Raw genomic sequence first — 24,918 nt, 5'->3', positions numbered from 1 at the left:
TAAATTTTTTTAATATCTTGATGGACAGGATGTTTTGTAGGTTTATGGAAATATTCCCCTTATGTAATCCTTGATATTATACTATCAGCACATACCACAAACAATGGAATTACAGATAATTAATCCCTACTGAGTACAACCACCTAAATTTTCATGGCCTTTAGACCCATTACTGAGGAGACAAGGCGGAAACCACATGGTATTTCCGTCTCCCGGTCTGAGTTCCCTGTAAAAAAGCAAAAACCTGTGAGAAAACGAGATCAAGAAAAAACAGACCTATCATGGTAGTAGTATCTGACCATAATCGACCTGCTCAATGCTTAGGAAATTCAATTCTAGAAATGTAAAATCCTTCTAACGAAACTACAGATCGTTATTTTCGCAAAAACAACGGTAAAAAAATTTTAACGATACACCATATCGTTATTCACCGGAAATCTGGGGTTTAGAGCGCAAATTTGCCCAAATAGCGATATACAGTTTCGTTAGAATCTGGAATGGGCCTTTTGGGCGCAAATAGCGATACCACGTTTCGTTAGAATCTGGAACGGCCCTTTGAGGCCCAAATAGTCGATACCACGTTTCGTTGGAATTCGGAACGACCCCTTGAGACGCAAATAGCGATGCACAGTTTCGTTAGATTCTGGAACGCCCCGTTTAAGCGCAAATAGCGATGCCTAGTTTCGAACCTGGCCGAGCGTGCTAATGGCGTATAGCCCCTACGAAAAGAGGCTTCCCAATTAACGACGGGAAGCCTCTTTATAGTAGCTATTTAGCAGCCCATAAGGACTCGATTTCTTCGAGCGTTTTGCCCTTGGTCTCGGGGACTGCGCGCCAGGTGAAGATCACTGTGATCAGGGCCATCAGGCCGAAGATCCAGAAGGTGAGCGCCGGGCCTGCGGATACGAGCATCGGCGGGAAAGTCTGGGATACGACGTAATCGGCGGTCCACAGGGCCATCGATGCGATCGCTGTAGCTTTGCCGCGGATACGGTTCGGGAAGATCTCGGAGATGACCACCCACACCACCGGGCCTAGCGACACCGCAAAAGCGGCGACATAAATCAGGATGAAGATCAGCACCCATGGACCAGAGGTATGCCCCGTCTGGAAGGCCGCCCCGATGACGATCAGACAGATCAGCATGGCTGAGGAACCCACCAGCAGAAGCATCTTGCGGCCCACTTTATCGATCAGCCAAATGGCCAGGATCGTGAACAGCAGATTGATGACACCGACGAAGATCGTCTGAATCAGGGCCGCATTCGTACCCGCGCCCGTCTGCTTGAAGATCTCCGGCGCATAGTAGAGCACCGCATTAATTCCGGTAACCTGCTGCAGAATCGCTAATCCGACACCAACGATCAGAGCCAGCCGTAGTGCCGGACTGAACAATTGGCGGATCGATCCGTTCTCTACTCTGAACGATTCCTTAATCTCCAGTACTTCCTGCTTGGCCAGCGTCTCTCCGTGAATCTTCACCAGAATCGGTAAGGATTCAGCGGCCCGACCCTGCTTGATCAGCCATCTTGGGCTTTCAGGCACGAGGAATAGAAGAACCAGGAACAATACGCCTGGGATGAGGCCGAAGGCGAACATCCAGCGCCAAGCGGAGGAGATGCCCCATGCTTCGCTACCCAGGCCCGTGATCCATAAATTCACGAAATAAACCAGCGAGATCCCTGTAACCGTTGCCAGCTGATTCAATGCTACCAGCCGACCGCGATATTTTGCCGGAGCAATCTCCGCATTATACAGAGGACATAAGGTCGATGTAATGCCGATCCCGATCCCGCCGATCATACGGGCGATAATAAATTGACTGAATGTAACTGGCACAGCGGAAAAGGCGGACCCGATAATAAAGAGGATCGCCGCAGTGATCAATACTTTTTTACGACCGAATCTCTCACTGAGCACCCCGGAGGACATGGCTCCGACGATACAACCGATAATCAAGCTGGAGACGGCCCAGCCCACCTGAAACTCATTAAGATCAAAATGCTGCTGCATGAATCCGATTGCACCGGAGATTACAGCGGTATCAAAACCGAACAATACCCCGCCCAGAGCAGCCACTATGGACACCAGGGTAACGAATTTCATACTGACTCGTTCGCCTTGTTCTGGTATATTTGAGCTCATCATCTACGTCCCTTCTATGTTGAACTTCTTCAAGATCTCCTATACTTCCCGGAAATCCAAAATCATTGTAACACGGGGACGATTCTATCCAGCGTCTGAATCCCTTCACTAATTTGTGCAATGCCAGCATAATATTAATGCCCTCCCTCACTGAGGCCGAACAAGCGCATTCATTAGCACTTTTTATATCTGTCATGACAAAAAAGTCCACGTTCAGGAACATGGACTCGTCATCAGTCATCTAACGAAGCTGCGTACGATATTCGGATGGGGTTACTCCGGTTACTTTTTTGAACACTCTGCTAAAATAATTCGGATCCTTATACCCGACAGAATAGCATACTTCCTTCATACTAAGGCGGCTATCCTTCAGCATTTCCTTGGCCTTATCGATGCGCAGCCTGGTTACATAGTCTATGAAGGTCTCTCCCGTCTGCTGCTTGAATACCTTGCTGAAATAATACGGATTCAAATGAACATGCTCTGCGGCATCTTCAAGGGATAGATCCTCCTGATACTTGCTATGAATATAGGACATCGCCCGGTTCAGCATGTTGCTGGTGCTCTGTTCACGCTCCTCGCGAATCTGACGGATCGCCAGCTCCACATATTCACTCTCTCCCTCCGACCGATAAAAAGACGGTAATGATAGAGCCTTCTCCTCCGTCTTACTAGGAGCTTCCGAGGCGGTGATATTCAGATCTTCAAAACGGATAATATTCCCCCATTGATCATATTTGGAGGCAAATACAGCTTCATAATAGGAGCGCCTCAGCCCTTCAGCCGCCCGCTGCACTGAACCGATGCCAATCGATATCGTAACTCCGCAATGCTCATATAGAGCTGCTGCCAGCTTGTCGGCCAGAAGCGCCGCTTCGTCGCGGATTCCGTCCTTATCCTGTTGCTCCGACTCCCCCACTAGAAATACCGCCATATGATGATACACCATGGAGCTTACTACAGCGAAAAAACGCCCTTTGGTCCATTCATGGGTCAAGGTTTTGACCGTATCATACGTTCTCTTCTTGTCATCTCCAAGCTCAGGATAAGCCAGAACCAGCGCGCACCCCGCACCGATGGACAGCCCCAGGATATCGACCAGCTGCTCTAGCTCCGTCTCATTCACCTGATCGGCCATCAAATGCAGAGCAATTTCCGTCTCGGCCAGTGGAAGCAGCTGCAGGAACTTATCTCTTACCGCCAGCTGCTCATCACGCTTGAACCGTTCCTCCTTAATCTCATCGACCAGCCGCTGTAATACTGCTGCGACCTCGGTTCTTTTGGCCGGCTTCACCAGGTATTCCTGAACCCCTAGCGCTATCGCTTTCTTGGCGTATTCAAAATATTCATAAGCGGTGATCATCACCATCTTGGTATGCGGATTCTGTGCCTTGATCTCCTTCAGAGCATCGAATCCTTGAATCCCCGGCATCCTCACGTCCATCAACACGATATGGGGATGGAACTCCGCCGCCTTCTGAATCGCCATCCGGCCATTCTCGGCGTGAATGATCTCAAACGTGTCCGGCATCATCCGGTTCACAATCCACTCGATCCCTTCTCTCTCCAGGGCTTCATCATCCGCGATCAGTAAGCGATACATGTCTGCCCTCCTTTCCCGTAGCAGGAATCCGGATAATCACAGTCGTGCCTTTACCCGGCTCACTCTCGATGTCAATCATATCCTTCTTGTTATAAAATAGCTCCAGCCGCTTGAACACGTTGCGAGTGCCCAGACCTGTCGAATGGCCCTTTCCAGCAGTTTCCTCTCCCTCAGCAGGAGCCCGATCCGTGTCCAGATCCAGCAAGGACTTTCGAACCTCTTCGCTCATACCAGCCCCATTATCCGATATCGCGACCCAGATCTCATCAGGCTTACAGGAAATCGCCAGCTTGACCACGGCCCCTTGCTCCATGCCCTCGATCCCGTGTACAAATCCGTTCTCAAGAATCGGCTGCAGCGTCAGCACGGGCACAAGCACATCAAGCGCTGCTTCATCAATGTCCACTTCAAACTGGATGCGCTCACGGAAGCGGGCCTGCTGAATGAAGAAGTATTCCTGCGCATGCTCCACCTCTTCCCTCAATGTCACTGGACGATCCAATTTCCGCAGGTTATAACGGAGCAAGTTGGACATCGATACCGTCAGATCACTGGTCTGTTCCGCGCCTTCGAGCAAAGCCAGCTTGGACAGCATATTCAAAGAGTTGAACAGAAAATGCGGGTTGATCTGATTCTGCAGCACCTCCAGCTCCAATTCCTTGACCAGCCTGTCCTTCTCCAGCCCCTCCTTCTCCTTCTCGATCAGCAGCAGTAAATTATGCTGCATTTGGCGGAATGCCTCAGATAAGACACGGAACTCATTCCGAGCGCTGATCTGTGGAGGGCGCACCTGTAGATTCCCGTCCGATATTTGCTCCGCAGTCCGGGTCAGCTCCTGGATAGGCCTTGTAATACGCAGAGAGATCCAATAGGCAAGCAAGACACTGATCACCGTATTCAATATAAAAACAGCGATCCCCCAATGATTCATCATGTCTGTCTGAACCAGTATCTTCTTGTAAAGCGGCTGATAGTAGCTCAGCTCTAGATCAATAAGCTGATAGGCCTCTTCCTGGATGAAAACTGCTGTCTTCTCCGCTTCCGCATAGGATGGCGCATAGGCCAGTGGGGCTGTGCTTTTTAGGGAATTCAAAATGCTCTGTTCTTGCGAAATAAAGGTGGACAGTAGATGGCGGAAGCCCCGAATATTGAACTCGGTAGAATCAACCGCTTCCTGTCTCGATAAATTCAACTGTAGCTCCTTCAGTTCCTCATTTCTCTCCTTGTACAATTCAAGGCTGCTGGAACTGCGATCCATCAGATAAACATTAATCGCACTTAGATTCCGCTGCGTCTGCTCATCGATCTGCTTGTACAATAATACCCGATCCAGCATCATATTATAGCTCTGCTGAACGGTGCGGCCGCTCTGGAAGATAAAGAAGGAGACTGCATTATTTAAAATAAACAACGCCGGGATCACGATAAACAACATTCTGCGCATATTCATGGGCGAACTCCCCCAACGGCCGACGCCTCTTGTTCCAGAATGTATGTAGGAATATAGTATCGGTCTGATAGCTTTTCCCCATTAAAAAAACTGCTAAGCCATTCGATCGACTTCGCCCCGATCTCTCTGGGCTGCTGCACAATAGAAGCTATAATCTCCCCGCGGGCGATGCCTTGGCGGGTGATCTCCAAATCATCAAATCCGTACACCCGCACTCCTTCCTTATGGGCAGCCTTGATTCCCTCAACTATGCCTCCTGCATCCAGGGAGCTAAAACCGACGATCATCCCTATATCTCCATCCTGGCTTAACATATCCTTCGTCTGCTGCGCTGCTCCGATATGTGAAATATTAGAGGAGCGGATGTCTACAATCTCATGATCCGGCGAAGCGGCGATGATTGAACGGAAGCCTTCAAGCCTTAAACGCTGATTATCCGCCAGTTCACTGCCGATAATGACTCCGATTCGGCCATTGCTGGAGGCATCCTGCAGTACGAGCCTGCCCAGCTGTTCCCCAGCGGCACGATTATCCGTACCTACGTAGGCAAGCCGCCGAGATTCGGGTTCATCCGCATCCACGGTGAGTACCGGTATTCCTTGATCTGCCGCCGCACTGATCAGCTGGTCATAGCCTGGATCGGCCATTCCTTGGACTAATATTGCATCGGGTCTGGCAGTAATGGCTTTCTCCAGCAGTCTGATCTGCTCTGCAGGATTACTGCGGATCGGACCGATGTAGCCGAGCTTGATTCCCAGCCTGTCTGCCGCAGCCTCCGCTCCCTTCTCCATTTCCCGCCAGAACGGATTGTCCAGCTCCTGCGAGATTAACACTACATATTTTACCTGAGCTGTCTCCGCATTGCTGTGGCCGATTTGCTGCACCAGCTCATTTATTTTCATAGTAGAGAGAATAAATTGGGACAGAATATAGCCAAGACCGACGACGAGGACGATGAGTCCAATTAACCATCTTCGATTCGACATGAGCACACATCCTCTAGCTTATAGAATTCCGTTATCATTAATTTCGTGTAGTTAGTATATCACTAATGTATAATGGTAACTCTTACGGTTACTTTATGTAAGTAGGTGTATTTATAAAATCTAATTCAACCTTCACATATTGGTTACAAAAAGTTATCTTGTTAATTTTCCATAGTAGATGTATAATGCTAACAAGAGGTGATAGCGATGGAATTACCACAGCTTTGCCCCCGATTTGAAAGAGCGATTGATCTGTTAAGCAAGCGTTGGACGACATTAATCGTATATCGGCTGCTGGACGGCCCGCAGCGATTCATCGATATCGAGCACTCGCTGCCCAATCTAAGCGGTAAAGTTCTGTCCGATCGGCTCAGAGAATTAGAGTCAGAAGGGGTCATACAGCGGAATGTATATCCGGAGAAGCCTGTACGTATTGAATACACCCTGACCGAGAAAGGGCGTGCACTCGCTCCCTTGATGGATGATATCCAGCAATGGGCGACCTGCTGGGTCGAGTTGGACTAATGGATGATAAAGAGCAATCAGCCCCTCATCTTTAAGAGAAGATGAAGAGCTGATTTGTTTTATCCGCCGATGTAGGACATATTTATTTTGTTGCGGGTTCGGGCTGTCTGCTCGGTACGCTCATCCGAATAGCGATCGCTCCTCGCCTCCCAGACGCTCCGTACGGCGCTGGTAAGCTGGGACTTATCCGCCCCACTACGCAGCATCGAACGCAGATCGAAGCCGTCAGAGGCGAACAGGCAAGTGTAAAGCTTGCCTTCGGACGAGAGACGTGCCCGCGTACAAGTAGAGCAGAAGGACTCGGACACCGACGTAATAAAGCCGATTTCGGACGAGCCATCCTTATATCGATAGCGCTGCGCTACTTCGCCGAAATAATGGCTCTCCAGCGGCTCCAGCTCATATCGTGTGGACAGGATCTGATAAATCTCCTGCTTGGTCACAACCCATTTCAAGCTCCAGCCGTTGTCATTTCCTACATCCATGAACTCAATGAAACATAGCGTAATCCCCCGCTCTTTGAAGAACTCCGCCATCGGCAAAATTTCCTGCTCGTTCAACCCTTTTTCAACGACCATATTGACCTTGATCTTCAACCCGGCCTGCCGGGCATACTCGATACTGTCTACAATCCGCGAAGGTTCGATTCCCCGACCATTGATACGACCGAACAGCTGCGGATCGAGCGCATCCAGGCTAACATTCACCCGGCGCAGTCCTGCATTTCGCAGCGACTCTGCATATTGCTTCAATAGCAATCCATTCGTCGTCAATCCGATGTCCTCAATGCCATCGATCTTCGTCAACCGCTCTATCAGGGTGGGCAGATGGCTGCGCAGCAGGGGCTCGCCTCCGGTCAGACGCAGCTTCCTGACACCGAGAGAAGCGAAAATTTCGGTTATGAGGGCTATTTCGTCAAAAGTGAGCAACTCGCTGCCAGGCATGAACCTGTAATCATCCCCAAAAATCTCCTTAGGCATGCAGTAGGTACAGCGAAAATTACAGCGATCCGTTACAGATATCCGCAGATCCCGTATCGGCCTGTGCAATAGATCTCTCATCGGCATCGGCTCTGATCTCATAACAGCTTCCCTTTCTTCGCACGATTAGCTTCTCGGATGCTCCGAGAGATTTTGCTCCGGCTTCTTCCGTCCGTCGCCAATCCATTCCTCGCCATTCTCCCAGATTTCCTTCTTCCAGATCGGCACCATTTCCTTGATCCGCTCTATCGCATATTCATTCGCTTCATAGGCCGCCTTCCGATGCGGTGACGAGACCGCGATCACTACGGCGATATCTGAAATATGCAGCTCACCGATCCGGTGCGCGATGGCCACTCTGGTTCCCGACCACTGCTCCTCGATCTCCGCGCCGATTCGGGCCAACATCTTCTCAGCCATCGGAACATAAGCCTCATAGGCGAGATACAGCGTTCTTACCCCCTGAGTCCATTCACGGACATGTCCCGTAAATACGGTTACCGCACCTGCACCCGGATGCAGCACATAATCGATATATGGCTGAACCTCAAGCGGCTCCTCAACAATTTCGAATGGCTTCATGAATGAATCTCTCCCATGTCTATAGCGTCAAGCGGCATGATTTAACGAACCCTTTCCTCCGGAAGCGGCTCATTATCCGAGAATAAATCAGGATTCTCATGCAGCATTTTTGTTAAAATCTCCGTCATCTGTACCGTATCACATAGCATGGTGTCGGCATCGCCAAACTTCACTCTGCGAATCGCCCCTTCCCGCTCCAGCACCTGCTCGACCTTCCAGAAATGCTCGGACCATGATAGGCCCTGGTGACGTCGGGACGGTACCGGAATCTCTGTTCCATCTCCCAGCACGACGAATAGCTCCTCATGATGATCGGCTAGTCTGCCTGGAATATCGACCCATTCCTCGATCCCATGGATGAAGGTATTGCGTCTTAAATCGACACCCACCAGCATAATCATGGCTTGGCGATCCAACAGCTTGCCCCATGGGGATTCCCGGTGGCAAGGTGTGTCGCATAATTCCGCCCCGGCCACGAATTCAGCCGACTCCTCACCTAGAGCAGCCACAGAATGGGTCGGATGGTAGGAACGAAGCACGCCCTCGCGCTTACGGAATAATTCAGGTAATATACCTACGCAGACGGGAGAGGTTTCTACATAGAACCTCGGATGATCTGCATTAATATAAGACCAAGTATGTGTAGGCAGAACGAGCAGACTCTTCCGCATATATTCACTCAGGGCATCCAGCACTGTATCGGCTCCTCCGTCAACTTCCCCCATGCTTTTCATGGAGGAATGAACGAGCAATGTGCCTCCCTGATCCATATTAGCCGAAGCTAATTGGTTAATCAGACTATGATAGGTATGTATAATAATCAGCCTCCCGAAATCGTGATGCAAGACCATTATTGCTCATTATACCGTAGTTGCCGGCAATGACAAGCATAAAGCGGAAGCGGATCTCTTGTCTTTATTCCATTGTAGATACACAACAAAAAACTGACGTCGGCCGTTATCCCCTACGTCAGTTTATTCTAAATAATTGACCATATTTTATTTTACTCCATATTCTCAGACTTCACGATTTCATTCCGTATGCTGATTAAAACTTGTATTGTTCAACACAGCGAGCATGCGCTCATCTTCCGCCATGGCGGACCCACATTGAGGGCAAGTAGGATGATTCACAAAAGCAAAGTTATGTCTCATCCAACCCTTGCAATCCTCGTTCGTACAAGACCATATGGCTGTGAGTTCCTCCGGAACCTCTTCCATTTGCTTTTTACGTGAGTTATACATGAAAGCATCCCTCTTTCTCATCTGTATGTTTATTTGATTAAAATAAAATACCCCAAACTGAAACGTCTGGGGCATATTATCTTCTCTTTAGGCTAGCTTACAGTTTAACAACGTTCTCAGCTTGTGGACCGCGGTTGCCTTGAACAACGTTAAACTCAACACGTTGGCCTTCGTCCAGGGATTTAAAGCCATCGCCGACGATTGCACTGAAGTGTACGAATACATCGTTGCCGCCTTCAACCTCGATGAAGCCAAAGCCTTTCTCTGCGTTAAACCATTTAACTGTTCCTGTTTCCATGAATATTACCTCCAAAAATTAATTTATATGACCTCTATATTCGTTAAAAAATAAAAATCACATATTGCACAAGGCTACGCGCTTAAAATCATAACCCTCTACAATATGTGAGTTCAGGTCAAAATTACATTTATTCTCATTATAGTTCAGTTTGCCGTAATATGCAACTGTCCTATTTCGAATTTAATGCCTGTACCCTGTGTAAAGAATGATTCAAGTCACTTTCTTTAACGCCTGTAACAACAATATGAGCCGTATTTCTATTGAGGTCATTATAAATTTTTCTAAATTATGTGCTCGAAACACACTCTTATAATATAGTCGCGGACTAGCAGAATTATACCTGATTAGTGTAAAAATATTCGCTGTACCCCTCCAGTCCCCGCGTTGCCTGCGTTCAGCCCTCGTTTACATTCCGTTTAAAAAGCGGTGCTATGATGCGGATACAAGTGATACGAAATGGAGGAAACGTTAATGAAACAAATATACAGAGAGGCAGGGGCAGCGCAGTCAAACGGCGCAGAATGGGCCGTAGAAGCGTACGGACTTGTGAAAACCTTCGGGGACAACCGGGCCGTAGACGGCGTGAACTTGAACGTTCGCACCGGATCGATCTATGGTGTGCTTGGTCCGAATGGGGCCGGGAAGACGACGACGATCCGTATGCTCGCTACGCTGCTCCGCCCGGATACCGGCACAGCGAGGATCTTCGGACATGATGTGATCAAGGAATCGCAGATTGTCCGTCAGTTAATAGGCGTGACAGGCCAGTACGCCTCGGTCGATGAAGCGCTCAGTGCGACCGAGAATCTGATCATCTTCTCGCGACTGCTCGGTCTATCACGCCAAGAGGCCAAACGTAAAGCTGAGGAACTGCTGGAAGAGTTCGGTCTGACTGAGGCGGCGAGACGCCCGTTGAAGAACTTCTCCGGTGGCATGCGGCGCAGATTGGATCTGGCGGCTAGTCTGATCGCTCAGCCACCGCTGATCTTCCTCGACGAGCCAACGACAGGACTCGACCCCCGCACTCGTTCCCAGATGTGGGATACGATTCGGCGGTTGGTCAAGACGGGATCGACCGTACTACTTACTACACAGTATCTGGAGGAGGCCGATCAATTGGCGGATCGGATCGCGGTTATCGATTACGGTCGGGTTATTGCCGAAGGAACGGCAGATGAGCTGAAGATGTCCGTCGGCACCTCCTCCCTGCATTTACGGGTTCAGGAAGCGCAGGACATCGCGAAGGCCCGCCGCTTAATCGAGCAGGTGCTGAAGGTTCCTTCAGGTATCTCTTCGGAAGCCGGGGAGATCACAGCGCCGATGGCAAATGCGGATCTCGTCACTGATCTGCTGCTCGCGCTCCGTAGCGAAGGAATTCCGTTATCCGAGATGAGTGTGCAGAAGCCTACTCTGGACGAAGTCTTCCTGACGATCACCGGTCATCGGGCGGCTGGGGAAGGAAATGGGGCTGCGGCGACGGATACGGCAGGGAGCCCTGCTGCGGCGACAGCTTATGAATCCAGAACTGGGGAGGGAACGACAGTATGAGAAGCGCTACAATTCAACCCGCTGCCGAGCGTAAATTGAAAAACTATACAAGCTTCACGCAGACGCTGCGTCATTCCCTAACGATGGCTTACCGTGGACTGCTGAAAATCCGGCGTACACCTGAGCAATTATTCGATGTTACGCTTCAGCCTATTTTGTTCACTCTCATGTTCACATATATTTTCGGCGGGGCGATCTCGGGGAATGTGGCCAATTATCTGCCGGTCATCATCCCCGGCATTCTCGTCCAGACGGTGATCACCACTTCCATCGTAACTGGCGTTCAGCTTCGGGAGGATATGGATAAAGGGGTGTTCGATCGCTTCAAATCGCTGCCGATCGCGCGAATCGCTCCGTTGGCGGGCGCCTTGCTGGCGGATACTATCCGCTACACCATCGCCACGGTGCTGACCTTCGTCATGGGCTATATCATGGGCTATCGCCCAGCCGGGGGCATTGAGCATGTCATACTGGCAGGAATCATTGTGATTGGCTGCTCCTGGGCGATCAGTTGGATCTTCGCCTTCTTCGGTGTAATCGCTCGTACGGCTTCCAGTGTGCAGGGGATCTCGATGATCGTGCTCTTCCCGCTCACCTTCCTCTCCAACGCCTTCGTTCCTGTGGAGACGATGCCGAACTGGCTGCAATGGTTCGTGAAGCTCAATCCGATCTCCCATCTCGTCACCGCCGTCCGTGATTTGGCCAACTCGGGAACCGCTGGCTGGGATCTCGCCATTTCCCTAATTGGAGCAGCGGTGATCGTCCTCATCTTCGCCCCGATTACAGTTCGCGCTTATATGCGCAGGACTTAGATGGACGGTGTGTTTAATGGTGAGTAGTATATAGTGTTTCTTATACGGTACTGATGTGTGGTATGGTGGCGGTGCTATGGTGCTACAGGTTAGTTACTATAATATGGTGGTGCGACCGCAGTACTACGGTGGTTCGGTCGCTGAATAGTCTCATTTGTCAGTTAATTTATCAGTTAATCGGATGCCGACGGGTGGGGCCTCAACAGTAATCAGCCCCAATGGCAAAAAGCCTGCAGATTTGCAGGCTTTTTGCATTTTAATCGGCTTTTCGAGGAAATACCTGCAAATGTGCAGGCTTTTCTCCACTTTAGCTTAAAACAAGACCAAATTTTCGGAAATACCTGCATTTCCGCAGGCTTTTCCATTTTATAGGGGCCATCTCCGCTAAAAAGATGCATTTTCGCAGGAATTTTCCGGAATCGTGATACTTTTGCTGAACGCATGCTGTGAACGAAGGGCCTAAAAGGGGCTTCGGCATACGGCCAATGGGCAAGTCTACTTGATAAGCAGCCCTTCGAGTCTTATTTTAAGACATGCTTCTTCCACTTTCTGATTTTGGAGCGGAAGCTCTGGAAGGGGGCGGCTGAATTGATGTGAATCCAGCGGGCCATCGGCCAATTGGGCTTATCCCCTGTCCATTTGCGCACCCCTTGGGTGAATAGCTCCTCTTCCGTCAAAGTCCCGATCCATTCCAGCCATCGCTGCTCCTTCTCGTGGAATAATCTTCTGAGCTCCGACAAAGACAGCTCGGCATATTCATCATAAAAAGATTGATACAACCCGCCAAGCTGATTCCACTTGTAACCAGGAGCCGGCATTTGCAACTCTCGGCCTTCCCGCTCAGCCTGATCCCATCCGATCACAAGGGTTAGCCAACCTAGCTGGTAAGCGATTATTTCTGCAGGAGTCTTGTCCACTTCAGGGATACGGTGATCCTTCAAGCTGTCATCGATTCCATCGAACTCGGCGTCAAGCAGTATGTAACGGGAGTGAATCGTATCTATTAGCTCTTGTTTCGAGGCATACTCGTAGCTGGCCATGGCAAACGCCCCTTTGCTTTTTTGATTTAGTTATACCATATTACAAGTGACAACTGCCTGTCTTATTAAGATCATAAGATCGCATCGCAACGGTTCAGCAAATCTCCCCTGAAATCATAAGGAAAAAGCCCGGAACCGACCCAAGCATAGGCCGATTCCAGGCTTCATATGTCGCTATCCCCACCAAGTAGCGAGCTAACTTCTCCGGATCTGTTCAATCGTCTCCTGAATCATCGGCGTCAGATCTATCTGCAGACGGTCGCCGGACGGAGTCAAGCCGCCGGACTCACCCTGCGGCCGCGAAACGGGATTTATCTCGGAGAGGGACAGCCGTTCTATCAAGCAGGTATCCCTACCATTTCATTTATTCCCGTGCCAGACTATCTATGTCGTCTGCAAGGGGAGGATGAGGAGATCCAGGTAAACATTGAATTGATGCATGAGCAGAGCAAAATGATTCTGAAGCTGGTCATGCTGCTCGAACAGAGCGTCGCTGCCATCGGTAAATTACAGAAGCCTTCCTTCGGATTATGGTAAACCAAAGAACCCCAGCAAGTGATGTATCGAGAAGATACAACAGCTTGCTGGGGTTTTATTATGAAGGGGAAATTACTATACTACATGATAGCCCTTTCCCTCGATGCTGTCTTTAATATCGGAAATCCCTAGCTTGGATTCATCATATTTCACATTCACCGTATGCTCTTCGAGATTCACATGGCCTTCAACGCCAATAGCTTCAAGCGCTCCTTCGACTTTCTTGGCGCATTTACTACAGTTCATGCCTTCTACCTTGACCGTTGCTTCCTGCATCTTTTCACCTCCTTCCTCAGGACTTCATCGCGCTTTTAAATCTTCACCCTTTGGAGACGAAGTGCATTCAGCACGACGGATACCGAGCTCAATGCCATCGCTGCCCCGGCCACCCATGGAGCCAATAGACCGATCGCTGCGATCGGAATGCCGAGCGTGTTGTAGCCAAGGGCCCAGAACAGGTTCTGTTTGATGTTGCGCATCGTCTTACGGCTCATATAGATCGCATCCGGGATGCTGGACAGATCGCCGCGCATCAAGGTGACATCGGCAGCCTCCATCGCTACATCAGTACCTGTACCAATCGCCATGCCGGTATCGGCTGTCGCCAGAGCGGGCGCATCATTAATGCCGTCCCCGACCATAGCTACCTTCTTGCCTTCCGCTTGCAGCTTCTTCACTTCTTCGGCCTTGCCTTCAGGCAGTACCTCAGCCCGGACATGATCTATGCCGACCTGGGCGGCTATCGCCTTGGCTGTACGTTCGTTATCACCGGTAATCATGATGACTTGAAGACCCATTTCCTTCAGGCGGCTCACCGCAGCGGCCGAGCTTTCCTTGATCGTATCGGCAACAGCCACCATGCCTGCATATTCATGGTCGATCGCAACCAGCATCGCTGTCTTGCCGGATTCCTCCAGAGCGGACATTTCATCATAAGCCTTCTTCGCATCCACCTCGAATTTGTCCATCAGACGCCGTGTTCCAATTAGCACGTCTCGGCCCTCGACGACAGCCTTGATGCCATAGCCCGGGATCGCCTCGAAGGAATCGGTGTCCGGCAGATCGATGCTCTTCGCCTTAACTCCTTCGACAATCGCTTCCGCGAGCGGGTGCTCTGAATTCTTCTCCGCTGCGCCAACGAGTCTGAGGAACTCCGCTTCCTCGCCGTCGGTCAGAACGTCGGTAAGCTCCGGTTTGCCTTTGGTCACTGTACCCGTCTTATCCAGAATGATCGCATCGATCTTATGCGTCTGTTCCAGATGCTCGCCACCCTTGAACAGGATGCCAAACTCAGCCGCGCGGCCGGAGCCGGCCATAATTGAGGTTGGAGTCGCAAGACCCAACGCACAAGGACAGGCAATGACGAGAACCGCGATCGCTTTTTCCAGAGAACCGGCAAAATCACCTGGCGAAACGAGGAAATACCATACCAGGAAGGTTACAATCGCAATCCCGATTACAATCGGTACGAAGATCCCGGAAATTACATCGGCTACCCGCTGAATTGGCGCTTTCGAGCCTTGGGCTTCTTCCACGACCTTGATGATTTGGGCCAGCGCCGTCTCTTTGCCTACCTTGGTCGCTCTGATTCTTAACATACCATTCTTGTTGATGGTCGCACCGATCACGGTATCCCCTTGCTTCTTCTCAACAGGGATACTCTCGCCCGTCAGCATCGATTCATCGACGGAAGAGATCCCTTCGAGCACGACCCCATCGACGGGAACCTTATCCCCAGGACGGACGAGAACCACGTCGCCTGTTATGACTTCCTCAACGGGGATACTCAGCTCTTGACCATCGCGGACAACGAGCGCTGTCTTCGCCTGCAAGCCCATGAGCGACTTGATCGCTTCCGACGAGCGTCCCTTAGCCAGGGATTCGAACAATTTTCCCATTACAACCAATGTAATCAATACAGCACTGGTCTCATAGTACACCGATGGCCCATGATGGATATTTCCGCCCTGAATCGCCCATTGAATCGTCAGATACAGACTGTAGAAATAAGCCGCTGAAGTCCCCAGTGATATGAGCACATCCATATTAGAACTGCCGTTGCGAAGCGCCTTAAACGCTCCGACGTAGAATTGTCTACCTATATAGAACTGAACCGGGGTAGCCAGTATTAACTGGAACCATGGGTTCATGAAAATATCGGGAATCCAGATCCATGTGGTGAAGGAGAAATGACCTACCATCGACCACAGCAGCGGAAGCGACAGAATTGCGGAGACGATTAATTTACGCTTCTGCCGCGTAATCTCTGCCTTACGATGCTCCGTAGGATCGGCTTGCTCTTGCTTGAGAGAGGCTTTATAGCCTATCTTCTCTACTCTCTGCTGCATATCTGCGACACTGACATCAGCCGGGTTATACTCGACATGAGCCGTCTCCATCGTGAAGTTCACGGTCGCCTGGCTTACGCCAGGCATCTTATTTAACGTCTTCTCAATTCGGTTGGCACAAGCTGCACAGGTCATCCCCGTAAGCTCCAGTTCAACCTTCTCCTTGACCGTATCATAGCCGAGCTTCTGGATTTTCTCCTCCATCTTCGCCACATCCGTGACACTTGGATCATAAATCACGGTGGCCCGTTCGATGGCGAAATTGACATTGGCCTCGGAGACGCCCTCCAGCTTGTTCAAGCCCTTCTCAATCCGGTTAGCACAGGCTGCACAGGTCATCCCCGTAATTTGCAGAGAAGTCTGCTTCGTTGCTTCCATCTATATCACCCGCTCCAATTGGATTAATCAATATCGTAGCCTTGATCCTCGATGGCTTCTTTAATGGCACCCACTGTAAGCTTACCCTCATCGAACTCTACTGCAACGGTCCCTTTCTCCAGGTCAACCTTGCCCTTGGCTCCGATCTCCTTTAAGGCTCCTTCCACCGCATTCACACAATGACTGCAGGACATTCCTTTCACATTCAACAATACGTTTTGCATATTGAATCCCTCCTGATTTGTAATATCGCCATGAAGCATGGCTACTATTTATCCTCTTTCCTTGATTTTAAAACAATACGGTCCGAATCATCATCGCAGGTATAGTATACCCCCCTACCCTATATTTTGTCAACACATAATTCTCAGCATCTCCCAAATTAGACATCCTGAGTTTCGAATCTATCTATGAGCAGCCACAAGGGCCATACGCAAACCTACGCTACGTATAAACCAAAGAGGACCGCTAATTAAAACCATTAGCCGTCCTCTTCTATAGAGATGAATGATCAGAGACTAGTTTTTCTGTCTTACAGCACGGTATTTTGACGGTGAAATTCCTTCCCGCTTGCGGAAGGCCCGAGAGAAATTGTTCTCATCGACGAAGCCGATCTGCTCTACAATCTCCTTAATCGAAAGAGTCGTCGTCTCAAGCAGTTCCTTCGCTCGTTCTATACGAATCTTCGACACATACTGCATCAAAGGCAGCCCATTCTTATTCTTAAAATAGCGAGTCACATAAGATGGCGTCAAGGAGAGCTGCTCGGCAACGGTCGAGAGACTAAGGTTGTAATCCCTATAATTCTCAGCAACATAGGCCAGTATCGAGGCATATAATCGGTCCTCATTGGACTCCTCGCCAAGACTGTCCTGAATGCTGCGGGCTGCATCGAGCAGATTGGCACAGGCTTCCCCGACCGTCTCGAATTGGTGATCGGCGAGCGTCTCCAATTTGTACTTAATCGCTTCCCGATGGGAGAGCGAAATATTGTTAACGACCTGATGCAGGGTAAAAATCATTTGCAGGAATGTCAGTCGAAAGACCGTTGCATCCTCCAGCCAGGTGAATCTCTCCTTCAATTCATGGACCAACTGCTGCAATTTCGCCGGATCTTTGGAGCATACCGCCGTGTGCAGCTGCTCGGTCATGCCGGTAATCTGCCGTTTATCATCAGCGGCCTCATGGCTCTCGATTCTCTGCTGTGACACCTCGGACTGAGTGATGATCGAGCGCTTGCCCGCAAATATACGGTACTCTGCCAGCGAGGTCGCAGAATTGAAGGATTGATATAGCTCAGCCGCCGACTGGGGCTCACCGATCGTGCAGGATAAGGACAGCTTGAAATGCCTGTCCATGAATTCCCGGACCTGAACGGCGAAGGCCCGGCTTCTCTCCTCCCACTGATCGGCAAATTCATCATGCCAGGATACGATACCGACAATTCCATTATCGATTGCCAGATCGAGCGCATAATTCACGCCATGCTCCCCGGACAGATTCTCGAACACATTGCAGACCGCGTATTTCAGCAGCCACTGCTCACTCAGCGGCTCCTTTCCGACCTTTGAATTATAATCATCGAACAGAATCACAAGTACATTGCTCAAGCTCCGCGATCCAAAAAACTTCTGCAGCGCATTCAGATTCGCCCGAGTCGTATTATCCACATTCAGCTTGCCCATCAGTACAGCGAGCAGCAGTTGATTTCTGGTCAGCACCTCCTGATTATGCATCATATGAGACATATTGATGCTCTCATCCCTCATCTGCTCAATATAGCGGGTCAATTGGGCCAATTCATCCCTCTCCTCATGCGCGGTCTTCTCCGCTAACGAAGGGAAGCGGCTGGATAGCTCCTGAATCGGCTGATAGCTCTTGCGCGCCGAACGGAAGCTAAGCACGAGGCCGAGGGCAAGCGACAGTAAGAAGATTCCAAGTGAAATTGCGAGCGCGACATAATATTCTTGGAAGTAAGCATGACGCCCGATCACGTTCACGACATGGAACTGCTGCTTCTCGGACCTCTCCTGAAGCAGTAGATAGCCGCGGTACCTGTCCTTGGAATCCTGGGCAGCTAGGGCTACCTCGCGCCAATCCAGGTCGCTGCTGCCCTCCACATAGAAGAACGGCGTACCATATCGGTCGAATATGATCAGACTACTGCCCTTCTCAATCGTCCGCTGGAAATTGTTCAGCAGGGCCGAGTAGTTCAATTTATAGATCATAATTCCGTTGGAATAAGGATTGCTGTCAAGCGGAACGAGCAGCAGAAGTACTTGCTCCTTGTTGGCTTGATTACTTTGATTCGAGAGTGAGGATAGCAGCATGGGAGATTTCAACTGCTTCATCATATTATTGAGACTCTCCGGCACAATCTTATTCTGACAGACGAGCCGGACATAGCTCTCTGTCGAATACATGCCCGTGTCCGTAAATATCACATCCTCCAGTGAGCTATACGGAGTGTTCCTATAGAAAATGCCGATCGAATCGAGTTCGGAAGAAGGCGCTTTCAATTTTTCCAGTTCACCAGATATTAAATAAGGGTAAGCCATCTGCTCATGCAGCTGATAAGGCAGCAGCTTCGTTTCATGGGACACGGACAAGGTCAATTTCTGCAGGTCAAGAATTCGCGTGTCCAGCTGCTCTGTCATGTGAGCCATATATTTATGTGTGTTATCCATTAAGCGGTTGTAGGTATTCGAGAGAGAGATAATGTTGGTGATCAACAGCAGCAAGCCGGAGACACCCAAAATCAGCAAATACCTGCCCAGGAAATTTCGATATAGCTTCGATTGCAGAGCTTTCCGCACAATAGTCACTTCCCATGATCATGATGAGATATGTAAAAAAAGATCATTTCGAGTATACGTATTTTGCCGAGGGTTATCAATTGATCTGCCGAAAAAAGCAAAAATTGACGAGCCATTAACAAAATTGCCGGGTGCCATTTCCTGCGAAACATCAATCCCTGCTGGAAAAGTCAATTAACAATGATTGCTCAAGGTGCGCCAGCTCCTTTAATATCTAGGCCATAGAAACGCGATTCCGGCGCCGGTCTCGGTTTTGATACACAAGAAAAAATTACACCATTTGATCTGCTAAGGAGGCTTATCCTATGCCTGCAAAGGCCAAGGCTGCATCTGCTTCATACATCGAACCCGCTCGCAGAAGCCGCAGTAAAAGATTGAGGATGCGGAACAATTGGGATTATCTGATCTTCATCATTCCCGTCATCCTCTATTTCCTTATCTTCTGCTACGGTCCGATGTATGGGGTACAGCTTGCTTTTAAACGCTTCAATCCAGCCCTTGGGATCACGGCGAGCCCCTGGATCGGAGCGGATAATTTCGAGCGGCTGTTTGGATCATTCCAATTCACCCGCATTTTGAAGAACACCCTGGTCATTAATCTGCTTAAGACCTGCATCAGCTTCCCGATTCCGATCATTCTCGCGCTCATGTTCAACGAGATCCGACGGGAGCGGCTGAAGAAGACGTTCCAGACGATCACCTATGCACCCTATTTCATCTCAACCGTTGTCTTCGTCGGCATCATTAATCTATTCCTTGCCGGAGAGAACGGTTATATCAATAACATTCTGGAGATGCTCGGGATCGCGCCAATTCCCTTCCTGACCTCTCCTAGCTATTTCTCCGGGGTCTATGTAGGCTCCGATGTATGGCGCAATAGCGGATGGAATTCCATCATCTTCATCGCGGCTTTATCCGGGGTTGACCCACAGCTGCATGAATCCGCACAAATCGACGGGGCGAGCCGGTTCAAGCGAATCATTCACGTGAATCTGCCCTGCATTATGCCTACAATCGTTATTCAATTCATTCTGCAGATGGGGAAAATGATGACCCTGAGCTACGAACGCATTCTCCTCATGCAGAACAGTCTGAATATCGAAGCATCTGAGGTTATATCTACCTACGCATATAAGACGGGTCTAATCAATATGGATTACGGATTCTCTACCGCCGTGGGGCTCTTCAACAACGTTATTAACATCGTCCTGCTGTTAGCCGCCAACAAGATAGCCAAGCGCTATAGCAGCAGCAGTCTGTTCTAGAAGGAGGGACAACCATGGAAGCAGCTTCACAGCGAATCAGGGAGTCTCATGGGGATCGCTTATTCCTGACTATAACTTATATTTTGATCGGGATTCTGGTGCTGGCTATTCTATATCCGCTCCTCTATGTAGTCAGTGCCTCATTCAGCGATCCCAAGCTGGTCATTTCCGGGAATATCGGTCTGATTCCAAAAGGGTTCAATCTGGAGGCCTACCAACGAGTATTCATGAATCATGAAATCTGGATCGGGTACCGCAATACGATTCTGTATACGGTGCTCGGGACGGCCGTCAATATCTCACTGACCATGATGGGGGCTTACCCCCTGTCGCGGCGGAATTTCCCTTGGCGCCGATCCTGCATGATCTTCTTCACCATCACGATGTTCTTCAGCGGGGGTATCGTGCCGATGTACCTGCTGGTTCGCAATCTGGGCATGTATAACTCCATGTGGGCCCTGATCCTGCCGACAGCGATCAATGTCTACAATATGATCGTGGCTCGCACTTTTCTGGAGACGACCATCGACGAGCAGATTTACGAATCCGCCTATATCGACGGATGCAGTAACATACGCGCCTTCTTCTCCATTGTGTTGCCGCTCTGCGCACCGATTATGGCCGTGCTCGTCCTGTTCTATGCCGTCTATCATTGGAACTCTTATTTCGAAGCGATGATTTATCTCAAGGACCGTACTCTCTATCCATTACAGCTATTCCTCCGGGAAATCCTCGTGATGAACCAATCGGATAATGTCATGATGGACTCCATTGAGATGGATACGAGTAAATTCCTCGTGGCCGAGGGCGTTAAATACGCTGTAATTATCGTCTCAAGCGTACCGATTCTGATGCTGTATCCTTTCCTTCAGAAATACTTCGTCAAAGGCATGATGATCGGAGCTCTGAAGGGTTAAATAGCCAACTATATCAAAAGGGAGATGCTTACGATTATGAAAAAGAGACTAGTCTTGCTGATCACGCTGGTACAAATTGCCTCACTCCTTACATTAAGCGCCTGCGGAACGGCTAGCAAAGGGAATGAAGGCACCGCAGCTAATGACACGAAAGCCGCAGCCAATATTACGAAGAGCGGGATGCCGATCGCCGATCAGCCCGTTCACCTTCAAGGGCTGGTCGCCAAATATGAGCTCGTTACCGATTGGAATGAGCATAAAGGGCTGAAAGACTATGAATCCAAATCCAATGTCATCATCGACTGGGATTGCGTGCCGCAGAATGCCTTTGAAGAGCGCAGAAATCTTCTGTTCGCCTCCAATGATCTGCCTGACTTCGTCATGCGGGCCGGGCTGTCTTCCCAACAAATCGCTTCTTATGCCGCGGCTGGCCAGATTATTCCGCTCGATGAGCTGATCGAGGCCGGATATGCACCGAATTTATCGGCACTGATGGAAGCGGATGAAGGGATTCGCAAATCGATCACCTCCGCCGATGGTCATATCTACTCGCTCCCGAATATAAGCGAGGCCGATGGACGGATTGCCTCCTCCTGGATTAACAAGAAGTGGCTGGACAAGCTGGGACTTGAGATGCCGACGACGATGGATGAATTCTACCAGGTGCTGAAGGCGTTCAAGGAGCAGGATCCGAACGGCAACCAAAAGGCGGACGAAATTCCGCTCTCCGGCTATAAAGAGAAGGCTAGCAACGGCAATGAGTTCTTCAGATCTTTCTATGGAAGCTGGGGATTTGGCGGGAATTCAGGCATGATCGCGCCTTATATGGATGTTGATGATAACAGCAAGGTCCGGTATATCGCTACAGATGAGAAATTCAAGGATATGCTGAGCTATTTCAATAAGCTCTGGGAAGAGGGCTTGATCGACAAAGAGATATTCTCCCAAGATATGAATCAGGTCGTAGCCAAGGTGGATGAGGCACGCATCGGCTATGTAGCAAAGGGCAATAACAACCTCTGGATGGGAAACAACCGCAGTGATTATGTGCAAAACCCCGTCATGCGGGCGGTCGAGGGCGACATCTATTGGGCGAACGTCAGTCCTAAGGTTCGGGATATCGGCTCGTTCGTCATCACTAGCAAAAATACGAATCCGGCAGCTACGCTCCGCTGGGCCGATTATTTCCTCAGCGAGGAAGGAACCGCGATGGCTCGTCTCGGCATTGAAGGCGTCACCTACACGATTGATAGCGACGGCTTCTATAAGCTGAAGGATGAATATGCGAATAACCCTAATGGGCTTACTGTGGATGAGGCGCTGTCGGATTATACTATTTTCCAAGGTGGACAAATTCCGCAGCGTGTTACGCAGAAGGTCGATCAGAGCGCAGCCGTCCTGCCAGAGATGATCGCTAACAAGGACGTGGTTCGCCCTTATCTCGTTCCGGACGAGAAGCTGATGATTCCGAATTTCTCCGAAGATGAGAACATCCAATTGAGCACTTATGCAACAGATATCGAAGCCTACACCGAAGAGCAGGTCGTCAAGTTCATTACAGGTGCCAAATCGCTGGATGAGTGGGATAATTATGTGAGTACGCTAAATAAAATGCATTTGGATAAATATCTTGCGATTTACCAAGCAGCCTATGACCGCTGGAATCAGCAATAATTTTATCCTCTGATGATGGGAAGGGGAAATTCAACATGAGATTTTATGGTACGAGTGCGGCGGAGGGGATTCCGAATCCCTTCTGCTCCTGTCCGGTATGCGACAACGCCCGGCGAACAGGTGGCGTGGAGATACGGCGCCGTTCGATGTTCCGGATTAATGAGCAGGTATGCATCGATCTGAGTGCGGATTCCTTCCAGCAGGCGATTGAATATGGGGACTTCACCAAGCTGCGGCAAGTGCTGGTCACGCATACTCATGAAGATCATTTGAATCACATGATGATGAACGTCCGCAATATGGCGATCGAGCGCCAGGCGGAGCCGCTGCATTATTATTTCACCGACCAGGCCTATGAGGTCGTCGATTTCTATCGGCAGAGCCGCCCGATCATCAAGGGCATGACTGCGGATTTGGAGAAGCGCGGTATCATCGCCTTTCACAAGCTGGAGTTCAATGAGCCTGCGGAGATCGCTGGCATGACGGTCACGCCGCTGCGCGGCAACCATATCGGCAATATGGGCGAGAACTGCGCCAACTATCTGCTGCAAATGGCCGATGGGAAGAAGTATTACTATGGCGTTGATACAGGCTGGTATTTACCGGATACGTTCAAGGCGTTGGAGGGCGCGGCGCTGGATGTGCTGATCAGCGAGTGCACCTTCGGCCTAACTGAGGGGCGCGGGCTCCATCCGGATGGGCATCTGGATGCCTTCAGCTGTATGGAGCTGTTCCGCGAATTGCTGGCGCAAGGAACGCTGCATGCAGGGTCGCGGATTTACCTGACCCACATCAACCATTACACTTCGACGCATGCCGAGCTGACAGACTGGTTCGCCAAGCAGGACTTCCCTTGCCCGATTACTGTCACTTGGGATGGACTGGAGATCGAGTAGACTCTAACGAAACGTAGCATCGCTATTTACACCAAAAAGGGCCGTTTTGATTTCTAATGAAACAGGGTATCGCTATCATGCCAATTTACCGTACTTTAGTCCGTATTTGGCTCAAATAACGATATGTAGTTTCATTAGAATCAAATGGCCCTTGTTTTTCGCACAATAGCGCTCCACAGTTTCGTTAGAGACAGGTATGTATCCTCTGAGGAATCACTCCTCTGGCGGAAGGCTCTCCACCGCTGTGAAGAACACATCAAAAAGGTCCATACCGAACTGGGTGCGGACGTATTCAGATACTCTGTCCAGTTCCTCTAGACTATCATACTCCAGGCATGGACGACCCTCGCTCCAAAGAGCCCTGCATTGAAATAATTGGACCACCTGCTCAATGATATAGTCTTGATCCGCTGCTCCACGATTCAGTGCCAATGATCTCACGCTCCTTCCTATGTGACTTTTCTCATTAGAGCTATCTCCCCCTATTATTCAAAATTTTAGCTATTTTGTCCGATGACATTTATCACACCTCAGCGCTAATCCTCTATTTGATGTCGATGGAGAAAGCCCCTCCCATTTGGCTCGTCTGTTGAATGATTAATTTATGATCTTGATGAGTTACTGCCACCGGAATCTTCTTTTTATCCTTCTGCTTCCCCTTAATATCAACGTGTACTTGATTGTCTGTAGATGACTTCACTTCAACATCCCATGAATCATTAAAGATTTCAATGCTTTGAATTTCATCCGCTGGTATCTGCTTAACGATCTCCAGCTTCTCTGAGCCAACTGTCAATCCGATCACAAGTACTCCTACTACTACAACTACCAAGAATATCAAAATCCATTTATTCGTCTTCATCATGTTCTC

General features: G+C 49.7%; 24 protein-coding genes. 8 read left to right on the top strand and 16 right to left on the bottom strand.

All coding sequences use genetic code 11. The features are described from left to right. Positions 1 to 768 precede the first annotated feature (768 nt). The 4 genes from BFJ94_RS21210 to BFJ94_RS21195 form a co-directional block, all read right to left on the bottom strand. Positions 769 to 2,148, bottom strand: coding sequence for a sugar porter family MFS transporter (locus BFJ94_RS21210; protein ID WP_438803724.1), 1,380 nt, complete (start codon positions 2,146 to 2,148; stop codon positions 769 to 771). Between the two features lie 238 nt (positions 2,149 to 2,386). Then, positions 2,387 to 3,748 (bottom strand): AraC family transcriptional regulator, encoded by a 1,362-nt coding sequence (locus BFJ94_RS21205; protein ID WP_120464414.1) that lies wholly within the window; start codon positions 3,746 to 3,748, stop codon positions 2,387 to 2,389. Then, positions 3,723 to 5,198: a sensor histidine kinase gene (locus BFJ94_RS21200; RefSeq protein WP_120464413.1), complete on the bottom strand. Its 1,476-nt coding sequence runs from the start codon at positions 5,196 to 5,198 to the stop codon at positions 3,723 to 3,725. The genes BFJ94_RS21205 and BFJ94_RS21200 overlap by 26 nt, the downstream gene beginning before the upstream one ends. After that, positions 5,195 to 6,184 carry a substrate-binding domain-containing protein gene (locus BFJ94_RS21195; protein WP_120464412.1) on the bottom strand — a complete coding sequence of 330 codons (990 nt, stop codon included), beginning with the start codon at positions 6,182 to 6,184 and terminating at the stop codon, positions 5,195 to 5,197. Before BFJ94_RS21195 ends, BFJ94_RS21200 begins: the two co-directional genes overlap by 4 nt. A gap of 207 nt (positions 6,185 to 6,391) precedes the next feature. On the opposite strand from BFJ94_RS21195, the gene BFJ94_RS21190 reads away from it, so the two are divergent. Beyond that, positions 6,392 to 6,709: a winged helix-turn-helix transcriptional regulator gene (locus BFJ94_RS21190; protein ID WP_120464411.1), complete on the top strand. Its 318-nt coding sequence runs from the start codon at positions 6,392 to 6,394 to the stop codon at positions 6,707 to 6,709. 59 nt (positions 6,710 to 6,768) lie between these two features. Here the strand turns inward: BFJ94_RS21190 and moaA are convergent, their stop codons facing one another. The 5 genes from moaA to BFJ94_RS21165 form a co-directional block, all read right to left on the bottom strand. Next, a complete protein-coding gene (gene moaA, locus BFJ94_RS21185) occupies positions 6,769 to 7,791 on the bottom strand; it encodes a GTP 3',8-cyclase MoaA (RefSeq protein ID WP_162944364.1) in 1,023 nt (340 codons plus the stop codon). A gap of 24 nt (positions 7,792 to 7,815) precedes the next feature. Continuing rightward, on the bottom strand, positions 7,816 to 8,271 hold the full coding sequence (locus BFJ94_RS21180) for a molybdenum cofactor biosynthesis protein MoaE (protein ID WP_120464410.1): 456 nt from the start codon (positions 8,269 to 8,271) through the stop codon (positions 7,816 to 7,818). A gap of 41 nt (positions 8,272 to 8,312) precedes the next feature. After that, complete coding sequence (locus BFJ94_RS21175) at positions 8,313 to 9,086, bottom strand: AAC(3) family N-acetyltransferase (protein WP_120465349.1); 774 nt, start codon at positions 9,084 to 9,086, stop codon at positions 8,313 to 8,315. A gap of 216 nt (positions 9,087 to 9,302) precedes the next feature. Further along, positions 9,303 to 9,515 carry a cold-shock protein gene (locus tag BFJ94_RS21170; protein WP_120465348.1) on the bottom strand — a complete coding sequence of 71 codons (213 nt, stop codon included), beginning with the start codon at positions 9,513 to 9,515 and terminating at the stop codon, positions 9,303 to 9,305. A 97-nt stretch (positions 9,516 to 9,612) separates the two neighbouring features. Continuing rightward, positions 9,613 to 9,813, bottom strand: coding sequence for a cold-shock protein (locus BFJ94_RS21165; protein WP_068779348.1), 201 nt, complete (start codon positions 9,811 to 9,813; stop codon positions 9,613 to 9,615). A gap of 474 nt (positions 9,814 to 10,287) precedes the next feature. Here BFJ94_RS21165 and BFJ94_RS21160 point away from each other — a divergent pair, with 474 nt between their 5' ends. Further along, on the top strand, positions 10,288 to 11,364 hold the full coding sequence (locus BFJ94_RS21160) for an ATP-binding cassette domain-containing protein (RefSeq protein ID WP_229717200.1): 1,077 nt from the start codon (positions 10,288 to 10,290) through the stop codon (positions 11,362 to 11,364). Further along, positions 11,361 to 12,176, top strand: coding sequence for an ABC transporter permease (locus BFJ94_RS21155; RefSeq protein ID WP_120464409.1), 816 nt, complete (start codon positions 11,361 to 11,363; stop codon positions 12,174 to 12,176). The genes BFJ94_RS21160 and BFJ94_RS21155 overlap by 4 nt, the downstream gene beginning before the upstream one ends. A 521-nt stretch (positions 12,177 to 12,697) precedes the next feature. On the opposite strand, the gene BFJ94_RS21150 is transcribed toward BFJ94_RS21155, so the two are convergent. After that, positions 12,698 to 13,216 carry a ClbS/DfsB family four-helix bundle protein gene (locus BFJ94_RS21150; protein WP_120464408.1) on the bottom strand — a complete coding sequence of 173 codons (519 nt, stop codon included), beginning with the start codon at positions 13,214 to 13,216 and terminating at the stop codon, positions 12,698 to 12,700. 168 nt (positions 13,217 to 13,384) lie between these two features. On the opposite strand from BFJ94_RS21150, the gene BFJ94_RS21145 reads away from it, so the two are divergent. Further along, positions 13,385 to 13,753: a hypothetical protein gene (locus tag BFJ94_RS21145; protein ID WP_120464407.1), complete on the top strand. Its 369-nt coding sequence runs from the start codon at positions 13,385 to 13,387 to the stop codon at positions 13,751 to 13,753. Positions 13,754 to 13,828: 75 nt separating this feature from the next. Here the strand turns inward: BFJ94_RS21145 and BFJ94_RS21140 are convergent, their stop codons facing one another. The 4 genes from BFJ94_RS21140 to BFJ94_RS21125 all read right to left on the bottom strand — a co-directional run bounded on the left by BFJ94_RS21140 (position 13,829) and on the right by BFJ94_RS21125 (position 19,295). Next, complete coding sequence (locus tag BFJ94_RS21140) at positions 13,829 to 14,029, bottom strand: cation transporter (protein ID WP_120464406.1); 201 nt, start codon at positions 14,027 to 14,029, stop codon at positions 13,829 to 13,831. A 35-nt stretch (positions 14,030 to 14,064) separates the two neighbouring features. Next, entirely contained in the window at positions 14,065 to 16,479 is a 2,415-nt protein-coding gene (locus BFJ94_RS21135) for a heavy metal translocating P-type ATPase (RefSeq protein ID WP_120464405.1), read from the bottom strand. 23 nt (positions 16,480 to 16,502) lie between these two features. Then, a complete protein-coding gene (locus BFJ94_RS21130; protein WP_120465346.1) occupies positions 16,503 to 16,703 on the bottom strand; it encodes a copper ion binding protein in 201 nt (66 codons plus the stop codon). A gap of 294 nt (positions 16,704 to 16,997) precedes the next feature. After that, a complete protein-coding gene (locus tag BFJ94_RS21125; RefSeq protein ID WP_120464404.1) occupies positions 16,998 to 19,295 on the bottom strand; it encodes a helix-turn-helix transcriptional regulator in 2,298 nt (765 codons plus the stop codon). Positions 19,296 to 19,600: 305 nt separating this feature from the next. On the opposite strand from BFJ94_RS21125, the gene BFJ94_RS21120 reads away from it, so the two are divergent. Genes BFJ94_RS21120 through BFJ94_RS21105 form a run of 4 tightly spaced genes read left to right on the top strand, consistent with a single transcriptional unit; the run spans position 19,601 to position 24,047 of the window. Then, entirely contained in the window at positions 19,601 to 20,560 is a 960-nt protein-coding gene (locus tag BFJ94_RS21120) for an ABC transporter permease (RefSeq protein WP_120464403.1), read from the top strand. A 14-nt stretch (positions 20,561 to 20,574) separates the two neighbouring features. Further along, a complete protein-coding gene (locus tag BFJ94_RS21115) occupies positions 20,575 to 21,477 on the top strand; it encodes a carbohydrate ABC transporter permease (RefSeq protein ID WP_120464402.1) in 903 nt (300 codons plus the stop codon). Positions 21,478 to 21,513: 36 nt separating this feature from the next. Further along, positions 21,514 to 23,151 (top strand): type 2 periplasmic-binding domain-containing protein, encoded by a 1,638-nt coding sequence (locus BFJ94_RS21110; protein ID WP_162944363.1) that lies wholly within the window; start codon positions 21,514 to 21,516, stop codon positions 23,149 to 23,151. A 35-nt stretch (positions 23,152 to 23,186) separates the two neighbouring features. After that, a complete protein-coding gene (locus BFJ94_RS21105) occupies positions 23,187 to 24,047 on the top strand; it encodes an MBL fold metallo-hydrolase (protein ID WP_120464400.1) in 861 nt (286 codons plus the stop codon). Positions 24,048 to 24,260: 213 nt separating this feature from the next. Here the strand turns inward: BFJ94_RS21105 and BFJ94_RS21100 are convergent, their stop codons facing one another. Together BFJ94_RS21100 and BFJ94_RS21095 are read right to left on the bottom strand one after the other, a co-directional pair. After that, positions 24,261 to 24,488, bottom strand: coding sequence for a hypothetical protein (locus tag BFJ94_RS21100; protein ID WP_439116399.1), 228 nt, complete (start codon positions 24,486 to 24,488; stop codon positions 24,261 to 24,263). A gap of 103 nt (positions 24,489 to 24,591) precedes the next feature. Beyond that, a complete protein-coding gene (locus tag BFJ94_RS21095) occupies positions 24,592 to 24,912 on the bottom strand; it encodes a DUF4097 family beta strand repeat-containing protein (protein WP_162944362.1) in 321 nt (106 codons plus the stop codon). Between the last annotated feature and the right edge of the window lie 6 nt (positions 24,913 to 24,918).

The sequence above is a fragment of the Paenibacillus aceti genome (genome assembly GCF_003614185.1).
Taxonomy (GTDB): domain Bacteria; phylum Bacillota; class Bacilli; order Paenibacillales; family Paenibacillaceae; genus Fontibacillus; species Fontibacillus aceti.
Note: the sequence above shows the minus strand (reverse complement) of the source record. Positions and strands in the feature narration are given on the sequence as shown.